This is a genomic window from bacterium (genome assembly GCA_016699045.1).
GTDB lineage: Bacteria > Babelota > Babeliae > Babelales > RVW-14 > AaIE-18.
On the sequence record CP064957.1, the window covers coordinates 344,127 to 361,421 of the forward strand.

Sequence of the window (17,295 nt, forward strand, 5' to 3'; positions counted from 1 at the left end):
ATAGAAAATATAATCTTACGTTTTCAAAACCACAGATTTGTGGGAGGAAAAGATCATGGTAACAACCGTCTTTACCGCCTGCTCTGACGTTCTCGTACGTTAGCGACCAGGCCAAATCATTTACAAGCAGCACACCTTGTTTGAAAAAACAAGAAGCGTTTTATTTTTATTATTCGTGTGTTCGCTTACTATTTATTTCATTTTTGTGTTATTAAAACAATAGTTATGTGCAATAGTCATGCTCATTTTTTTATGCGCATCGTCATTGTGCACACATAAAAAAAACTAAGGAACGATTATGTCGTCAAACGTACTGATTCGTATTCACAACGTCACCAAAGAATATGCAGACAAAAAACGCACCATCAAGGCGCTCAAAGGGATTAGTCTTGATATTCATCGCGGCGAAATCATAGGTCTACTTGGTGTTAATGGTGCCGGCAAAACAACACTATCGTCAATTTTGGCAACACGCCACCCAGCAACCTCGGGCAGCATTTTATTTGAAGAGAAATCAATTTACGCCGATATCGCAAACTATCGCCGCATTATTGGCTACTGCCCACAAAAGCCCAATCTTGATCCTGCGCTAACGATTGAGCAAAATTTAGTATTTGCTGGGCGCTATTACGGCATGACCGAAGACGCTATTCAAATACGCAAAAATGAGCTGATGAAAAAATATGAACTCAAACAATATGCTGATTCATCATCATCAATTTTGTCGGGCGGTTACAAGCAACGCGCTATGATTGCTCGCGCACTCATGCACAATCCACTGTTGGTAATTTTAGACGAACCAACCGTTGGACTTGATCCGCACATTCGTCATCAGTTATGGGAAAGTATCCGCGATTTGAAAAACGAAGGAGTTTCTGTGATACTCACCACCCATTATTTGGACGAAGCCGAAGTACTTTCAGACCGCATTTGCGTTCTGGATAAAGGGAATATCAAACTCATTGATACACCAGAAAATTTAAAATCGGTCTATCAAAAGAGTAATTTAGAAGAAGTATTCTTGCAATTAATGCATGAAGAAACACGCTAAATTTATTTTAAAATTAAGGAATTAATTATGGTTACAAAACAAGAACATCGCTGGCTGGCTTACGCACGGTTAACGTGGCAATTGGTCAGAGCAGACATGACTATTTATAGCGGCATTGCCGTTGAACAAATCATTAATACGTTATCGTGGGTTATCCCAACGGTATTGGTAAGCGCTTACATTTTTCCACTTCTTGGCATTACAAAAAACTATGGCGCGTTTATGGCAATTTCATCAATTGCTTCTGCAAGTTTGTATGAAAGCTTTGGCGCCGCTACAACTTTTGTAAGCGATCTGGAAGGCAACCAAACCATTTCGTTTCCTTTAACATTACCAATGCCTTCATGGCTTATATTTGTACAACGGTCGATAAGCTACGTTTTTAAAGCATCAACAATCAGTTTCATTATATTACCGATCAGCAAACTACTATTATTTGATAATTTAAATTTGACACAGTTTTCATACATCAAGTTTGTCATTATCTTTTTTGCTATTCATATTTTTTCAAGCTTTTTTGGCTTGCTGATGGTGAGCGTGGTCGCTAGCATGTCTCAAATCATGAAAGTCTGGCATCAAATTATTTTTCCTCTGTGGTTTTTTGGTTGCTCACAATATCCATGGAGCACGTTAGAACAATTGTCACCAAAATTGGCATACGCATGCCTTGCTAATCCATTTATTTACGGCATGGAAGGGATGCGCGCTGCCGTGCTGGGACAAGAAAGCGCACTGCCTTTCTGGCCATGCGTCGGCATGCTGCTTTTTGTTTGCCGCACTGTTTGGTATCATCGCTATCAAACGCCTTAAAAAACGCCTTGATTTTGTGTAAGCTTGATTTTAACAACCAACAACGTTATGATGCCGGTCAGAGATGTGGCCGGCATTTTTTATGAATCCAGCATAAAGAAAAAGTTATGAAAAAAATACAATCGTACGCTAAGACTTTTTGGTTTTTATGCAAAAAAGATCTGCTTATTTTACGAAAAAATATACCAAACTCAATCATCGATACTATCGTATGGGCAATAAGCACTATCTTTGTTACCTCGTACGTTTTCCCATCATTGGGCATGACAGCATCTTTTGGCCCCTGCTTTGCCATTGGCGGCATGGCCTGCTGGAGTATATTTTTTGTATTTGATCATACCGCAAACTTTGTTTCAGATCTTTGCGGCGAGCAAATCATTGCGTATGAATTAACATTGCCCTTGCCATCGTGGTTGATTATCATACAAAAAGCATGTGGCTATACTTTTCTTACCAGTCTTCTTTCAATATTTATTTTCCCAATCGCAAAATTAATACTGTTGAGCAAGTTAGACTTGAGCCACTTTTCTCTTTTAAAATTCATCCCATTTTTTATTTTAACCAATTTTTTTTCTGCTTTTTTGAGTCTACTCATTTCCAGTATTTTACCAGACATGAGAAGCCTCAATATTATCTGGCCACGCTTTTTGTTTCCCATTTGGTTTTTCGGCGGCTCTCAATTTTCGTGGCATGCACTGAACAATTTTTCTCCCAAATTTTCTTATATCTGTTTATTAAATCCATTTATTTATATCACCGAAGGCTTACGCGCTTGCGTTTTAGATCCAAAAGATTCTCTACCATTTTTCATCTGCGCACCAGTCGCGCTAAGCGTCACTGTTCTCTTTGCGTATATCAGCATACGGAGGCTCAAGCGACGTCTTGATTTTGTTTAAATAAAATCTAAAAAAAGGAGATTATTATGAAGACATCAAAAAGAATAACTAGCTTTTTCTCTTTCGCATTTTCATGCCAGCTCTTAGTACACGCAAATACCCCTCCAGCCCCAACACTCAACGAATTTAATCCAAACTTCAAAGATTTTTCCATTGAAACATTGCAGCCAATCAACAACGCCAGCTTTTCATTAATGCACGACATTGTCAATTTTGAAGCACTCGAAAAAGACGAAGACGCTCGTATTTCAACTCAACGAGAAATTGCTTACGTTCGTGAAGGGCAAGATCTTTCTGCGGGCGAAATTAATGCGGTCAAAAAGCGCTTGCCACGCGTCAGAAATTGTATTGAAAATATTGTATCTGAAAGACTCTCGTACAAGCATCTTCCTAATATCAGCGTCATTGCCAGCGGCGGCGGCTACCGCGCCACGATTGCAACACTTGGCCTTACCAAAGGCCTTCAAAATATCGACATGCTGGATGCGATAATGTACATGGCAACGCTGTCAGGCTCGACCTGGTTTTTAGGCAACTGGATGGCACAAAATATTCCCTTAAAACTTCTTCAGCCCTTACTCCAAGATCAAATAGCAACACATTTACTCACCACCCCACTCAGCCTTGAAGCGGTTTATAGAACTTTGTATAAAAAAATCAAACACGAACAAGATACAAGCCTTGTCGATATCTGGGGCATTTTACTCGCAAATGCCTTCATGCGTAATTTAACACCAGGCGGACGAAAAATATACCTTTCTGAATTGGCAGTCAATTTGGAAACCGGCAATTTTCCGGTTCCAATTTTTACTTCAATAGGAACCTTTTACGAAAACTACGCATGGTTTGAATACTCTCCCTTTGAAATAGGCTCGCACGAACTAAATGCTTTTATTCCAACCAAAGCCTTTAATAGCACCTTTGAAAATGGCGTTGCCACATCAGTTGATTCAGAACAAACTTTTGGTTACTTGATGGGCATTTTTGGTTCGGCATTTTCAGTCAATGCTCGTGACTTAATAAGAATTTTTAAAGATAACTTTACCAGCACAGCATTAGCTTCGACACTTGAAAAAATTGCCAACGTAACGCACGTAGGCGGTTGGCGCGCAACTGCCGCAAAAATCCGTAATTTTACCTACGGTATGCGCTCTCAAGCAATGCGAAACGAAAAACATCTCACACTGATGGATGGCGGCATTGGGTTTAACTTACCGCTCCCGCCAATGCTACGCCGCGATGTCGATATTTATATTTTCTGCGATGCATCAATGGGCGGAAAAATAGGCGATGAGTTGAAAAAAGCCATAGACTACGCACAAAAAAATGGGCATAAATTTCCACGCATTGATTATACAAAACTTGATGAACAACGTGTTTCAATTTTTATGGATTCTCATGACATGACCATACCAATTGTTGTATACGTTCCCAATGAACTTGACTACCCTACCAGCAAGTTTGAGTACACCCCAACCGAATTTGCGCGTTTAAGTACCCATATGAGTAAAGCTATTGAAGACAACCAAGATGCTCTTTTTGAGGCAGTAAAAATCAAAGTAAAACATTTGCAAAAAATGCACCGCTCTCTCTCATGGAATACTCATTCTGAGGAAAAACCGGCACCAGCTACCGCTTAATCATCAAACGACTCATTCCCAACCAACAAGCTTCGATAGTAAGCAGATTGTTTTTCAAGCTGCTCATGCGACACAAAGCGCAATTCTTTGTCACGAGCAAGTAATGAAAAATCAAGCAACCCTACCGCACGATCCAACGTTTTAAGTCGATGCGCAATAACGATAGTCACTGCATTTTCAGCCAAAAAGGCAATCATATCAGTGATTGCCTTTTCACTCATTTCATCAAGACTACTCGTTGGTTCATCAATCAAAATAAGATGTGGTTTAAAATGCATGGCACGCAAATACAAATTAGTAAAATTAAGCCGTTGGCGTTGACCGCCAGACAACGTAAAGCCACCCTCGCCAACAAATGTTGTCAACCCTTGTTTTTTTTCAAACAGCGACCACAACCCAACTTTTTCTAACAACTCACAAACTTGATCATCACTATAAAGATTGGTATTGGCGGGCAACCCAAACAAAACATTATGTTTTACGGTTCCGCGAATGCTAGTTGCTACTTGACATTGCACGGCAATGAGGCGCCGACGCGCCATGTCATCAATTTGATAAATATCAACATTATCAACAAAAATTTTGCCAGCAGTTGGACGCAGCTGCGCACCTAAAATTGAAAACAACGTGCTTTTCCCAATACCTGAAGGCCCAATCACACCATAAAGCTTATTCATTTGCGTAGACGCAACATCAAGCTTCAACGTATGTCCTTCAAAAATTTTTGTCGTTGCATCGTAATCAAAAAAGATATCGAGAGCCTGAAGCGAAAATTGCGGCCGCGGAACTTGCGTAATAGTTAAATGACAGTTGGCTTCAACCATTTGCAAAACAGGATACGTTTGTTTACCAAATTCATGAACGTAAGAAAACAAGTCACTGATTCTTGTTGAATACGTTAAAATTTTACGAATCGGTTTTTCAACTTTAACAATTTCGTGCGTACCACGCAAGTACATCAACAAAAGCGAAAACCCCAATGCTGCCTCAAGTTGCCCACTTTTTACCAACGAAAGTAACCAGGCACCAATCACAAAAATACTACTCACATAAAGAATTTTTATAAAAGCATAAATGTAGTTGTACAGAAACCATAACTTACCTTCTTTATGCATCAAGCGCTTATCTTTTTCACACAAACGTTCATCAACTTCATTGGACGCAAAACAAGTCCGAATAAGATTATTTTGCGCTAAATTTTCAACACCAACAGAGCGGGATCTGTCTGCCACACGAATCAATTTTTTTTCGTACGGAACAATAATAAGCTTGGCGGCAATCGCACCAACCACCATAATGATGGTCAGCAAAAACCCCGCACACAAACCCAGTAACCACAAATAACAGGTAAGCGAAACAACAACAGTAACAACGCCCACTACCATTTGTAAAATTTCAGCAATAACCGCATCAAGAAAATCTTCATACCCTTTTGACGCTCTCTCTATTTTTCCCAAAATGGTACCACTTGATCGACGTGCGTGATAAATAGGATCAACTTGTAAAAAGAATTGATGCGCTCGATAATGAACGCTGTGAACACAATTCAGCTGCACAACGCTGTTAAATAAACGCGAGACAAGCTGAATGCCATAAACTCCCACCCACACCAAAAATAAATACCCAAAATAATCATAGCGCTGGATTGAAAAAATCCATCCGATTAACAAAATAGCTATTGGCCGAAATGCCGATGCAATAATTTCACCAATCAATGCACACGACAAATAGCCCTTTTGATCGACAATAACTTGCCACCACGGCTTTTCAAAATCTATCGCTAAAAGATTCAATTTTTTTTTAAAACTATCAATAAAAAAATACGCATTCACCAGCTCCCTTTCTTTATGCTAAAGCTTGTTAATAAGCCTGGTAAAGCATAAGAAAAAGAACGGTGAATGCTCAATAATTCTTAAAAAAACAGATTTCTTGCAGCTCTACCCGCCAGAACGTTGGTAAGTTCCCATCAATTGACCAAAACCAAGAACGCTCCCTTTCATAGCTTCTTCAATCGTTTTTTTAGTAGCACCTGGCGCAAGATCAAGCTTCTTTGAAAGAGCATAGATTTTAAAAAAATAGCGATGTACCCCAGAAGGCGGACACGGCCCGCCATAACCAATTTTACCAAAATCAGTTTTGCCTTGCCGCATCCCATTTTCAAACGCTTCCTTACCTTGTTCAATATTTTCAGGCAATCTTGTTATTTCTGCAGGGATATTAAATATCACCCAGTGAACCCATGTTTTGCCAGGAGCATCAGGGTCATCACAAATCAACACAAAACTTTCCGTGCCTTGCGGCGCTCCTGCCCACGATAACGATGGCGATATATTGTTCGCATCACAAGTATACTGTGGTGGAATTGGCTGCCCCTCTTTAAACGCAGTACTTTCTACGGACAATGTTTCTGATGAAACGTTCATGTCTTCTCCCTGCGCCAATAATCCATAAAAACCAAATCCCACCACAACATAACAAATCTGAACAATCGTACGATTTAAGTGCATCCCACGCCCCCTCCGTTTTATTAATACAATACCCTAAATCAATTTTTAAGGCTGCATCATTTTGCCACGAATAGTATTATAAACTAATGGCACTTTTCTTGTTTCATTCAATTCAAGATCATACACTTCGCATTGATCAAATGGCAACGAGTAAAAATGTAATGAAATTGCAGGCGTATCAAAAACGTTTGCAACCACATGAATACCAGCTGGCCCACCAGCATCCCCTGCTTGCCCAACATTGACAGCCACCTCACTCACCAATTTACCCGATCCTTCTGGTTCTTCTTGGTAATCAGTAAATTCAAGCTTTCCATCAAGTACTACAATCCAACCTCTTTGACCTTCGTGCCCATGCACTGGAGTTTGCTGCCCCGGACCCCAGCACATTAATAAAAGATCATAATCAGCCGTTTTATGAATTAAATTACGCATATACCCTTTATCAGAAAAAAAGGTATAAGGCTCAAGCTGCGCAAGCGTTGGTGCCTCATTTTCTAATAAACGCAAGACTTCATCAGAAGGAAAACCTTCGTCCAATAATGCATTAATTTTTTCGATAAAGGCACTGATTTCAGCACTTGGTTCAACAAAGTCCTGTCCCTTGCCACGTTCTTCGCTACTGACAACTAACTGTTTACCCGTCGAATCAATCGCAGTATAAAAACCATCACCATTTTCTTGAGCAAAAAAAGTACCGGACGAACAGAGTGACAATGTTACTAAAAAAAACGATACATATCTGGGAGTAATCATGATAAGCCTTTCATAAACAATGAATAATCAAATTTCGAAGTACTACAAATTTATGTACTTCTTAATTAGCGACCTTGGTTGGGATTTTTAAGCCCAAGCACTTTTAAGGCCGATTGCTTAACGCGCTCGTTTACTCATTCGCACCCTCCTTCAAATTTGAGTTTTTTAGTAAATAACAATACAACATTAAAGGTCTTTTGCTCGACTTTATTGTGAATGGTTACTACAAAAAGTAAGTAAGCACGTATATTTTTAATTTTTTCTTCTTTTTCTAATAAGCGCAAGCCTTTTCATTATTATTCCTTTTTTAGCGACCCAATCGTTTATTTTCTTGATAAAGCCAACGAGCAACGGTATCTAGATAAACAGCTTTGTGATGATTTTCTCCTTCAACAGCATGCCCAACTGTCTCTACAAAGAATTGTTCAGGCAACGCTGTTTTTACTACAGAATGTTGATACTGAACAAAGGGCTGATTTGAAAGAACAAGACACGAACCGGCAAGTGGACTTGTTTTCAACCAATCAGTAATCGTATCAATAGTCGTTGGTCGCGTTGGCATTCCATCTGATCGCTGCCTCATGGGACTATCAACCATAACAACTGGCACATTTCTCATTTCCTTGGGCATCTCTGCCTGGTCATACACCAACACCATCATTTGCATTTCAGTTGTTGGCAGCGTACCTGAAAATTGCCAATCTTTTCTGATTGGTAAATCAATATTTTCACGATCTAACAATGCATCCAGCCCTTCAAAATCTTTTTCCAAAATACGTTGGCCACCCAATAAGACAAGCTTATCGAAACGAATTCCTTGGTTCCACAACGTAATTAAATAACCTAACCGGGTGCGCATTCGTGCCAATGTTGCACCCAAAAGCAACGCATAGTCGTAGTGTTGTTGTGCTGGCGCTACCTGCGTAATACAACCAAGACGGTCAAGCAGCGATAAGAATTGATCGAGCTGATCAACAACAAATTCAGGCATTTCCCAGCGCTCTTTGCCAACCTGCCTCAACCATTGAGCTTGTGTTTTTGTTACTACATCAGCCAACGAGCCATCATGCTGAATATTCATCAAATCAAGCAATGACAATAAATCTGTATTTAGCTTACCAGCCGAGTCAAACACCGATGGGGACTTGAAAGGCTGAACGCTTTCATTTTTAACATCATCAACATTTTTTTGCGCAAAAAAAGTACACGAAGAACAGAGTGACAACGTTACTAAAAAAAACGATAAAAATCTGGTAGCAATCATACAAACCTTTCATAACAATCCAACAAGTCTACGCTGGCATCGTACACCAAATCTTTTAATCGTTAAAGAAATTCTTACCCGTGAATACCACGCAAAGCCTTCTGTACTATTTCTTGATGCTGGGCATGATGATCAGTAGAATCACGCTGTACAAAAACATGCTGATAATCACGCTCAAGCTCTTGGCCAATACTCATAATTTCAGCAAAAAAATCATCCACATCTTCATACGTTAATGCTGGGTTTACCATGGTCAATCGCAACACAATGCGCTCTTTAATCCAGGCATAATTAATCATCCAACGTCCTCGCTTAACTAAGCGTTTACGGAGTTCAACATTAAAAAAATCAATGTCTTTTCTGTCATGCTCATTATCATAAGACAAATACGTAGGAACATATTGAAAACAAACCGGCAACCAATCTGATAGACACATTAAAAATAAGCGTGGGTCTTCTTGAATCACGCAACACGCATACGTCGCCAAATCAACCAAGTGATCAATTTTTTGTTCATAGCCTTGGTCACCATACGCTTGCCAATCGAGCCATAGCTTAAGCGCATCAACCCGTCGGCCACATTGCAATGAAAAATGGCCAAGATCAAAAACATTGGTCGCTTCGTGAAAGATATATTCTGTTCCACTCACGTTATTAATATCACGCAAAATACCTTCTTTATTAAATAAAATAACCGAGCACATAAGCGGCACCGATAACACTTTATGAAAATCCCAGGCAACCGAATGAGCCTGCTCAATACCCGCCAACAATGCACGCCGCGTTGGTGATAAAAGATTAGAACCGCCAAACGCCGCATCAACATGCAACCATAAATCATACTGTCGTACCAGCGGCACAATATCAGCCAATGGATCAATGGCTCCAAGTACCGTGGTACCAATTGTAGCCCCAACAAAAAAAGGAATTTTACCATCATCAAGCGCTTGTTGAATAGCCGCTTCAAGCTTATCAACGCACATCCGTCCGTACTCGTCTGAGGCTACCAACACCACATTGTCTTCGCCAAGCCCCAAAACATGCGCTGCTTTTTTAAATGAATAATGCGCTTGATCTGAAACAAAAATCACTAACTCATCGCGCCGATGATACAGTCCTTCTGCTTTTACGCGTGGCAAAAAGGCGTTGCGCGCCGCCAAAAGCGCAATCAAATTAGCATTGCTGCCACCCGTCACAAACGTACCTTCTCCATTTTCAAAACCAACTAATGAACACAATTTATTCAGCAAGGTCGCTTCAATCAGCGTTGCTACCGGCGCCACTTCATACGTATACATCGAGGTATTTGAAAACACTGCCATAACCTCACCCAGCATAGCTGCTGGCGATGAGCCTGAAAATGTTTGATTACAAAATTTCTTATGATTTGTTCTCACGCTATATTTTAAATAGTGAGCCATCAAATCAAGTAATTCATCATCCGTTTTTCCCATAAAACCAATACGAAAATCAATTTTTTTCTGCAATGCTGTAGGACTGAGCGGCACGACAACTGGCATATTGTCTTTTTCGTTACTAACAAAATATTCGTAGAAAAGTTCACAGGCCCGTTCGAAAAAAACATCTTGTTCAGCTCGCAAAGATACCGAAACAACTAAGCCAACCAATACAAAAATTATAATTTTTTTGTTGAACATATAATACTCCTCATCCAATCTTTTTTTAAAACTATTGATCTATCGCTTTTAAAAGCGGTAATGTTTAATAATACGTTTTAAATTGAAAGGCTGTCATGAAGCAATATTTTGTCTACTTAGCAATTCTTTTTGTTTGTTTCAAGACTCTTTTGAGTACACCCCACCGGCGCCACGTCATCAACAATCTTTTACGAGAAACGATTACTCTTACAACCAAAGAGCAAAATCATGTAGCTCCGGACATTAGTTTTCTTTTTTTAGATTTTAAATATAACAACGGCAATCTAAAAATTTGCGAGCTTGGCGCGTCTACTCATGCAGGGCTTACCGACTCAAAAATTTTTGTAAACGGCAGACAAGAAAGCATGGTATCTCCCTATTGGGAAGTTTTATGGCCATATTTGGCAAAGTTCAATGTTCCCGTTTGGTTTGTTGGCTGGATTGCAGAAAAAGACCGTATGAATTATGGATCATTCAAAGCATTGGGCGGCAAGTACGCCAAAAGTTTAAAAAATTTAGAAACAAAATTACTCTTTAAAAAACATACTACAAAAAAATTGCCGGCACATGCTGCAATTGAAGATTATGCAGGTATAATCATTTACCGTCGTCCTCGCGGCGAGACATACCGCAATCGACAAGCATTTTGCAAAAAATATCCAAATTTTTTATTGCTCAATGACGCTTCGCGTTCTTATACCGCTAAAAATGCTACCGCTCAGCTTTTGGAAGAAAACGACTTACATGATTTTAAACCAATATGGCATACGTATCCCAAACAATATACCGCCAATCTTGCGCAACAAATTGCACGCGATATTCCCGGTGATATTGTAGTAATCAAGCCAGTCAAATCAATGCAAAGCCGTGGCGTAAATATTATAAAAAAAGTGGAGCTCGATGAACACCTCAAACTCATTTTACGCGATACTGATACTATTTCAGCACATGCTCACCGTTCGCTCAGCCATTGGAAACGTGACCGCAGCAAAGATTTTATTGTAGAAGAATTTGCTGAGTCACACCTCATTACACGCAACAACAGGCGCTATCAACCAACCATGCGCATTGTCTTTGGCTTAACACACAATAAAGGTGTTATTTCGCTAAATATCTTTGGTGGCTTTTGGAAAATTCCTCTCAAATCAGTTGATGATTTTAGCGCTTCGTTAATTGAAAAAAATGTAACTATTCCTTTTCAAGGCCCTTTTTATGTTGGCATTCCGATAAGCCAACGCGATATGGTTGACGTTAAAAAAATACTTGGCTCCTTATTGCCAACAATGTATTTAGGAATGCTTAATGCACGCGAGGAACATAACCAATGAAAATAAATTTTTTTTTATTATTGCTTCTTTTTTTTGTAAATAAATCTTTTGGGGTTGTCCATGAGTTGTTCGATGCTTACAATCAACCACTCAATCAACACGAAGAACAATTTTACACGCCACCAACATCAACAACCGAAAAAGATACTCTTTCTTTTGACAATCAGGCCATTGCATCAATTCTCAAAAGAACAGTAACCATGCCCCTTGATTCTTCTGTCACCAACCAACCAAGCATCGCTTATTTTTGTGCCGATATAAAATATAACAAAGGCACGCTAAAAATTTGTGAACTCAACCCCGTACCAGGTATTGCAACAAGCAAATATAACCTCTTAATTGATGATAAAAAGTATTTTGTTTACAGTCCATTCTGGAAGGTATTTTGGCATTACGTAAAACAATTTGATATACCGGTTTGGTTTGTAGGGCCAATCTACAAACCAGAAGCTCTCGAATTTGATAGTTTTTTTGAACAACATTATGCATATCATAAAAATTTGGACGAGCTTATCCAAGATCCTCTGTTTATCAAACAAAGCAAAAAGAATATTACCGATAAACAAGCACTCAGTAATTATGGTGGGTTAATTATTTATACCTCACCATTTGGTGCAGACCTTCTTAAATCAAATGCGATCGTTGATAAATTTAAAGCATATTATCCAAATTTTTTATGGCTTAACGATGTCTCACAATGGTTTACCGGCAACAAAGAACTCATGTCCCGTATTTTCTTAAAACCTGAACTTCAACAATTTAAACCACGCTGGAAAACTTATACAAAAAACTATACTCCAAATTTTGCTGAAAAAATTATCAATGATTTTGATTGCGAAATGTACGTTTTTAAACCAACTAATTCAACATGGAGCACGGGCGTCACCATTGTCCCCCAAAAGGATCTTGACACAACGCTCAATCTACTTTTTGATGCGTCACAAAAAAATAAAACAACTGGCAAAAAAAATCTTGATTATTGGAAAACAGACAAAAATAAGACCTTTATCGTGGAAGAATTTATACAGTCACAAACACTGACGATCAATGGAAATGACTACAACCCAACACTCCGACTCGCTTTTGTGGTTACCCACGAGCGCAACACGATCTCAATGACATTACTGGGCGGAGGTTGGAAAACACCTCAAATACCACTCAGCCAAGAAGGTGATTTGATCAAAAAACACATCACTCTCGGATTACCAGGTGAATATTGTGGACAAGTAATAGACCCTGAAGATTTTGCCATGATGCAAACTATTATGAACAATGCCGTACCAAAAATTTATACTGAAATGCTTAAAAATTATGCGCGCACCAAACAGGACTATCAAGCCAAGAGCTTATGATTTGTTTTGTAACATTTTCAAATAAACTTCAGGCATCATTTTTTTTAGAAGAGTTCGAACACCCTTCATATCTGCAGCTGAAATTTGAATACCTCTCAACTTATTATTACTGGTGGGCACCGTCTTATGCTTGTCAGTAAAGGTACCATCTTCGATTAAAGATTTTGGCGGCACCTTCCAAAAGCCCGGCAATATGGTTGTATAAATGGTACCGTTGTCGTAGCGCATAATACAAAACACACGCATGGTGGGATCATATGGCTGGTCGTAAACCGTGATCGTTTTTGACTGACAAAACTCTTCTGCAAGAAAAAATTTATTTTTATCGCCTTTCCAATATTCATACGTACTCGATTCTTTGGGACGATGATTAAAAGCATAACGCTTGGCATCAAAAATAGTTCTTAAAGTAGCATCCAATTCTGCGTAATGCACAATGATAACACCATTACTGCGGCCAGAATTTAATGGCTTTATTACCACATACTCACTTTGTAAATTTTTTATAATATCGCCAGCCAATCGTGAAGTATAAAGCTTTTTATGCAAACCCCAACGTGGTCTAAACTGCTCTAAAACAGGACCAATAAACAATTCTCGCGTTCGTTTTTTACTAGCCGCAAAAGATGTTGAATGTTCATCTAAAATTAAAAACTGTGGATACTGTTTTTGAAAAGCTTTAAGAGCCTGATTATTTTCTAAAAAACGATCGTCACGATACCCATAAATAATTAAACCCTGATAATCCTCAAAATGATCAATTTTCATATTTCGTAACTGCTTACCATCCAGAAGGCATTCCATAAAAATTACATCATTTTTTAATTCAGCAAGACTGGCAGCATACCGACCACCCAAACGCAAAAAGTCATCCCAATAAAGCTTTTCTGATAACGTAATGCTGTGATCACAAATAACATTTTGTTGAGGATCTTTGCCAACATACCAAATGGGAATATTAAACTGCCGCATGTAATGCCAAAAGAAAATCCAGTATGGCGCATTTAATACGGTCGGTACCTCATTGACCAGCGCCTCACTTCTCAACGCCGAAGCATTTTTTGCTTCAACAAATTCGCATACTTTCAAAATCCCTTCGCTATATTTCAAATCAATACCAATAAACGAAATATCAGCTTTCAATTTCTCTTTTACTCGAGCATTAATTTTGGTAACAAGCGTATCGTTAAGTAACGCTTTCATGTGAGCAGGAAATAGCTGCTGGGCGCTTGCATACAAATCTACAAAAAAATTACTTGCTAAAAAAACTGACCAAAAAATCGCTATACATAAAACCATGGCCATACTCCTTTTGATGATTGACAACAGTGACCGGTTTATGATATTAAAAAAACTTTATTCAAATCAATAATCTTAAAAAGATTGGTACAAAATAATGATTAATCCACAAGGACTTTTAAATAAAGCACATGAAGCTCAAAAAAACGCCTACTCACCATATTCCAACTTTCAAGTTGGCGCCGCCTTACAAACAAAAGATGGATCTATTTACACGGGCTGCAATATAGAAAATGCATCATATGGCGCAGCAATTTGTGCAGAGCGTGTTGCATTTGTCAAAGCAGTTTCTGACGGACACAAAAATTTTAAAGCAATAGCTATTGCAGGCTCTCACAACAAACATACCTACCCATGCGGCATATGCCGCCAATTCATGGCAGAATTCGGACTGAATCTGGTCGTTATCACCACCGATATGCACACTATTGCCCAACAAGTACTCTCGGATCTTTTACCAAAAGCATTTACTTCTTTTCAGCCGAACCAAGACAATCTTGTAAAAATGAATAGTTGCGCACAATCACGTTAAGTTTTTGTATAATTTTTTTATCTTGCTTAAGCATGGCGCGAACGTTTTCTAAATAAGGCGTTTGCGCCATCGTAGAAATCATTGGAGCACTCAGCGCAATGCGCAGCACGGCACACTCTCTACCCACACTCGTCAATTTGACAGGTTGCCCAATCAGAATTTTTTGTTGCGCAATAGCTCGCTCTTGGTCGGTAGCTTTGTCTGGCAAAGTTTGAGAAATATCTTGCGTCAACCACATATGAATACGTTGAAGCGCCTCAAAATCAAGCTCCGTCCCATCTGACAACGAAAGTAAAAAGACGACCACCGAATTAATATTACCAAGTAATGGTACAACACATGAAGTATGATCAGAAATTTTTTCGTCAAGCAAACTCGTACAATTATTTTGCTGTATCAAAGATCTAACACCGCCTACCCATTGCCCAATAACAGCATCCCGTACGCTGCAATCAAGAGCGCCAAAGCGTTCCATTTCTGCATATGTCGCTTCCAAGCGTAACCACAAACCATAATTGCAACACTGAGCAAACGAATCTCGTAATGCCGGCAATTGGCTATCGGCATCATACTTAGTAAAATAATCGCCAAACGCAGCCGGAATGTTACTACTTTGGTTCTGAAATTCCAGCGCTTCATCAGGCGTAAGAAACACTAATCCAGAAAATGGCGGGCCTGCAAAAAATTTTGACCCGGTAATGAAAACATTAAACTGTGCCTCCAAATAAGTACGAATGATAGTATCATCAACACGTGATTGTGCCGCATCAACAATAACGATCAAATTTTTACCATATAAATTTTTCATGCGCTTTACAAAATCAAAAGACGGAACAGAAAGTCCAGTTTTTGAGAAATGCACCAAATGCACAACAGCTATTTGATTTTCTTGCCCAACAACACGCGCAAGCGTTGCTTCAATTTGATTTTCAACATCACGTAATTCACTCACACTACCATCAATCTGATTGCGCGCATTAATTTTTATGCCTTGCACTACCCCTACCGGCAACCCAGCAAGACTTGTACCAATTTTGACACGTCCACCACTTGGCAAATAATCTGACAAATGAGTACACATCGCACCAGCATACGACAAACTACCAACTTCACCTGCTGCCGTTAAAATTGTCGTTACTAATGGTTGGCCACTGACATACGCACGAGACTTCCACAACGGATGCCGAGCAAGGGCCGCCAACGTCATAATCATTTCAGCGTCAGAACCTGATGGCGTCGTTACAATGCAACTATCTTGGGCATGAAAATACTGTTTAAATTGACGACGTAAAGATTCCATTGCCTGGTCAAAACATTGTTCAAGAGTTGATGACTGCAAAGCTTTTTTTAAAAGAGAACGACGCATAAACTCAGCTCGTTGGTACGCATGCATCGATGGTGAACTGCTGGTACAACTTGAGCGCATAATCACGTCAACACTTGGCAACGACGAAGTATAATATTTATTAAGACCAGTCTGCGAGGAAACAAATAACCGATCATCACCACCCTGCGTCATCAAAATATGCGCAGGTATGGCCAACGATAGCACATCAATAGCGGCAAGTACGGCAGCCTTAATCGGTGCTTGAAGCTCTGAAATGTTATCGTACTTTTCTAAAAGATACTGCCCCAAAAGTGCTGCTTTGTCTGCTGCTAGTGCGTTGTCATTTATTAATTGTTGAAAATCAATGACCAGCCTTTTTTCGAGTGAAGATTCGTTGCCAATAAGTTCTTGATAACGCTCTTGTGCCGAGCGAGAAAATGACTGTAAATAACTCAATGCATAATGTTTAGAAAGTAACTCGTAAAGCATATGTTGCTGAATAGTTTGCTCATCATTTTCATCCAACAAAGAAGCAAAATGCAAACTATAAGCACTATTAACCGCAACAACAACATCATTAATATCAGCATCTCGAGATAAAGAAACTATGCCTTGTTGGCAAATGGCTCTCGTACATTCATGAGTTTGAACAATCTGTGAAGAAACGCCAGTTTTTAAAAAAACATCAAGTTCTGGCCGAACTTTAAAATGTGTTTCCATTTCTACGATTTTGTCCCCCAAAAGCCCCCTCATGAAACAATACGCAAAAGCTAATAATACTACTTTCTTCATGCTCTCCCCCGTCAAAAAACTTCTTCTCCATCTCTCTATCCAATGAAATAAATGCTTCACTATGATAGCAAAAAAGATATTAG

Annotated in this window: 14 protein-coding genes; 7 read left to right on the top strand and 7 right to left on the bottom strand. The window is 39.2% G+C overall.

Annotated elements, in window-relative coordinates:
* The first annotated feature begins 298 nt into the window (after window positions 1-298).
* The 4 genes from IPF37_01525 to IPF37_01540 all read left to right on the top strand — a co-directional run bounded on the left by IPF37_01525 (window position 299) and on the right by IPF37_01540 (window position 4,397).
* On the top strand, window positions 299-1,051 hold the full coding sequence (locus IPF37_01525; GenBank protein ID QQR49507.1) for an ABC transporter ATP-binding protein: 753 nt from the start codon (window positions 299-301) through the stop codon (window positions 1,049-1,051).
* 27 nt (window positions 1,052-1,078) lie between these two features.
* Window positions 1,079-1,861: an ABC transporter permease gene (locus tag IPF37_01530; protein QQR49508.1), complete on the top strand. Its 783-nt coding sequence runs from the start codon at window positions 1,079-1,081 to the stop codon at window positions 1,859-1,861.
* Between the two features lie 107 nt (window positions 1,862-1,968).
* Window positions 1,969-2,757: an ABC transporter permease gene (locus tag IPF37_01535; protein QQR49509.1), complete on the top strand. Its 789-nt coding sequence runs from the start codon at window positions 1,969-1,971 to the stop codon at window positions 2,755-2,757.
* Window positions 2,758-2,783: 26 nt separating this feature from the next.
* Window positions 2,784-4,397 carry a hypothetical protein gene (locus IPF37_01540; protein QQR49510.1) on the top strand — a complete coding sequence of 538 codons (1,614 nt, stop codon included), beginning with the start codon at window positions 2,784-2,786 and terminating at the stop codon, window positions 4,395-4,397.
* Here IPF37_01540 and IPF37_01545 read toward each other — a convergent pair.
* The 5 genes from IPF37_01545 to IPF37_01565 form a co-directional block, all read right to left on the bottom strand.
* Window positions 4,394-6,229, bottom strand: coding sequence for an ABC transporter ATP-binding protein (locus IPF37_01545; protein ID QQR49511.1), 1,836 nt, complete (start codon window positions 6,227-6,229; stop codon window positions 4,394-4,396). The genes IPF37_01540 and IPF37_01545 overlap by 4 nt on opposite strands.
* A 105-nt stretch (window positions 6,230-6,334) precedes the next feature.
* Window positions 6,335-6,820, bottom strand: coding sequence for a YbhB/YbcL family Raf kinase inhibitor-like protein (locus IPF37_01550; GenBank protein QQR49836.1), 486 nt, complete (start codon window positions 6,818-6,820; stop codon window positions 6,335-6,337).
* A gap of 129 nt (window positions 6,821-6,949) precedes the next feature.
* Window positions 6,950-7,660 (bottom strand): cysteine dioxygenase family protein, encoded by a 711-nt coding sequence (locus IPF37_01555; GenBank protein QQR49512.1) that lies wholly within the window; start codon window positions 7,658-7,660, stop codon window positions 6,950-6,952.
* A 307-nt stretch (window positions 7,661-7,967) separates the two neighbouring features.
* Window positions 7,968-8,924 carry a hypothetical protein gene (locus IPF37_01560; GenBank protein QQR49513.1) on the bottom strand — a complete coding sequence of 319 codons (957 nt, stop codon included), beginning with the start codon at window positions 8,922-8,924 and terminating at the stop codon, window positions 7,968-7,970.
* Between the two features lie 74 nt (window positions 8,925-8,998).
* Window positions 8,999-10,582, bottom strand: a complete 1,584-nt coding sequence (locus IPF37_01565; protein ID QQR49514.1) for an aspartate aminotransferase family protein — start codon at window positions 10,580-10,582, stop codon at window positions 8,999-9,001.
* A gap of 95 nt (window positions 10,583-10,677) precedes the next feature.
* On the opposite strand from IPF37_01565, the gene IPF37_01570 reads away from it, so the two are divergent.
* Window positions 10,678-11,910 carry a hypothetical protein gene (locus IPF37_01570; GenBank protein QQR49515.1) on the top strand — a complete coding sequence of 411 codons (1,233 nt, stop codon included), beginning with the start codon at window positions 10,678-10,680 and terminating at the stop codon, window positions 11,908-11,910.
* Complete coding sequence (locus IPF37_01575) at window positions 11,907-13,262, top strand: hypothetical protein (GenBank protein QQR49516.1); 1,356 nt, start codon at window positions 11,907-11,909, stop codon at window positions 13,260-13,262. The genes IPF37_01570 and IPF37_01575 overlap by 4 nt, the downstream gene beginning before the upstream one ends.
* Here the strand turns inward: IPF37_01575 and IPF37_01580 are convergent.
* Window positions 13,257-14,561, bottom strand: coding sequence for a hypothetical protein (locus tag IPF37_01580; GenBank protein QQR49517.1), 1,305 nt, complete (start codon window positions 14,559-14,561; stop codon window positions 13,257-13,259). The genes IPF37_01575 and IPF37_01580 overlap by 6 nt on opposite strands.
* Before the next feature lie 97 nt (window positions 14,562-14,658).
* On the opposite strand from IPF37_01580, the gene IPF37_01585 reads away from it, so the two are divergent.
* On the top strand, window positions 14,659-15,093 hold the full coding sequence (locus IPF37_01585; protein ID QQR49518.1) for a cytidine deaminase: 435 nt from the start codon (window positions 14,659-14,661) through the stop codon (window positions 15,091-15,093).
* On the opposite strand, the gene IPF37_01590 is transcribed toward IPF37_01585, so the two are convergent.
* On the bottom strand, window positions 15,029-17,212 hold the full coding sequence (locus IPF37_01590; GenBank protein QQR49519.1) for a hypothetical protein: 2,184 nt from the start codon (window positions 17,210-17,212) through the stop codon (window positions 15,029-15,031). The genes IPF37_01585 and IPF37_01590 overlap by 65 nt on opposite strands.
* Window positions 17,213-17,295: the final 83 nt, after the last annotated feature.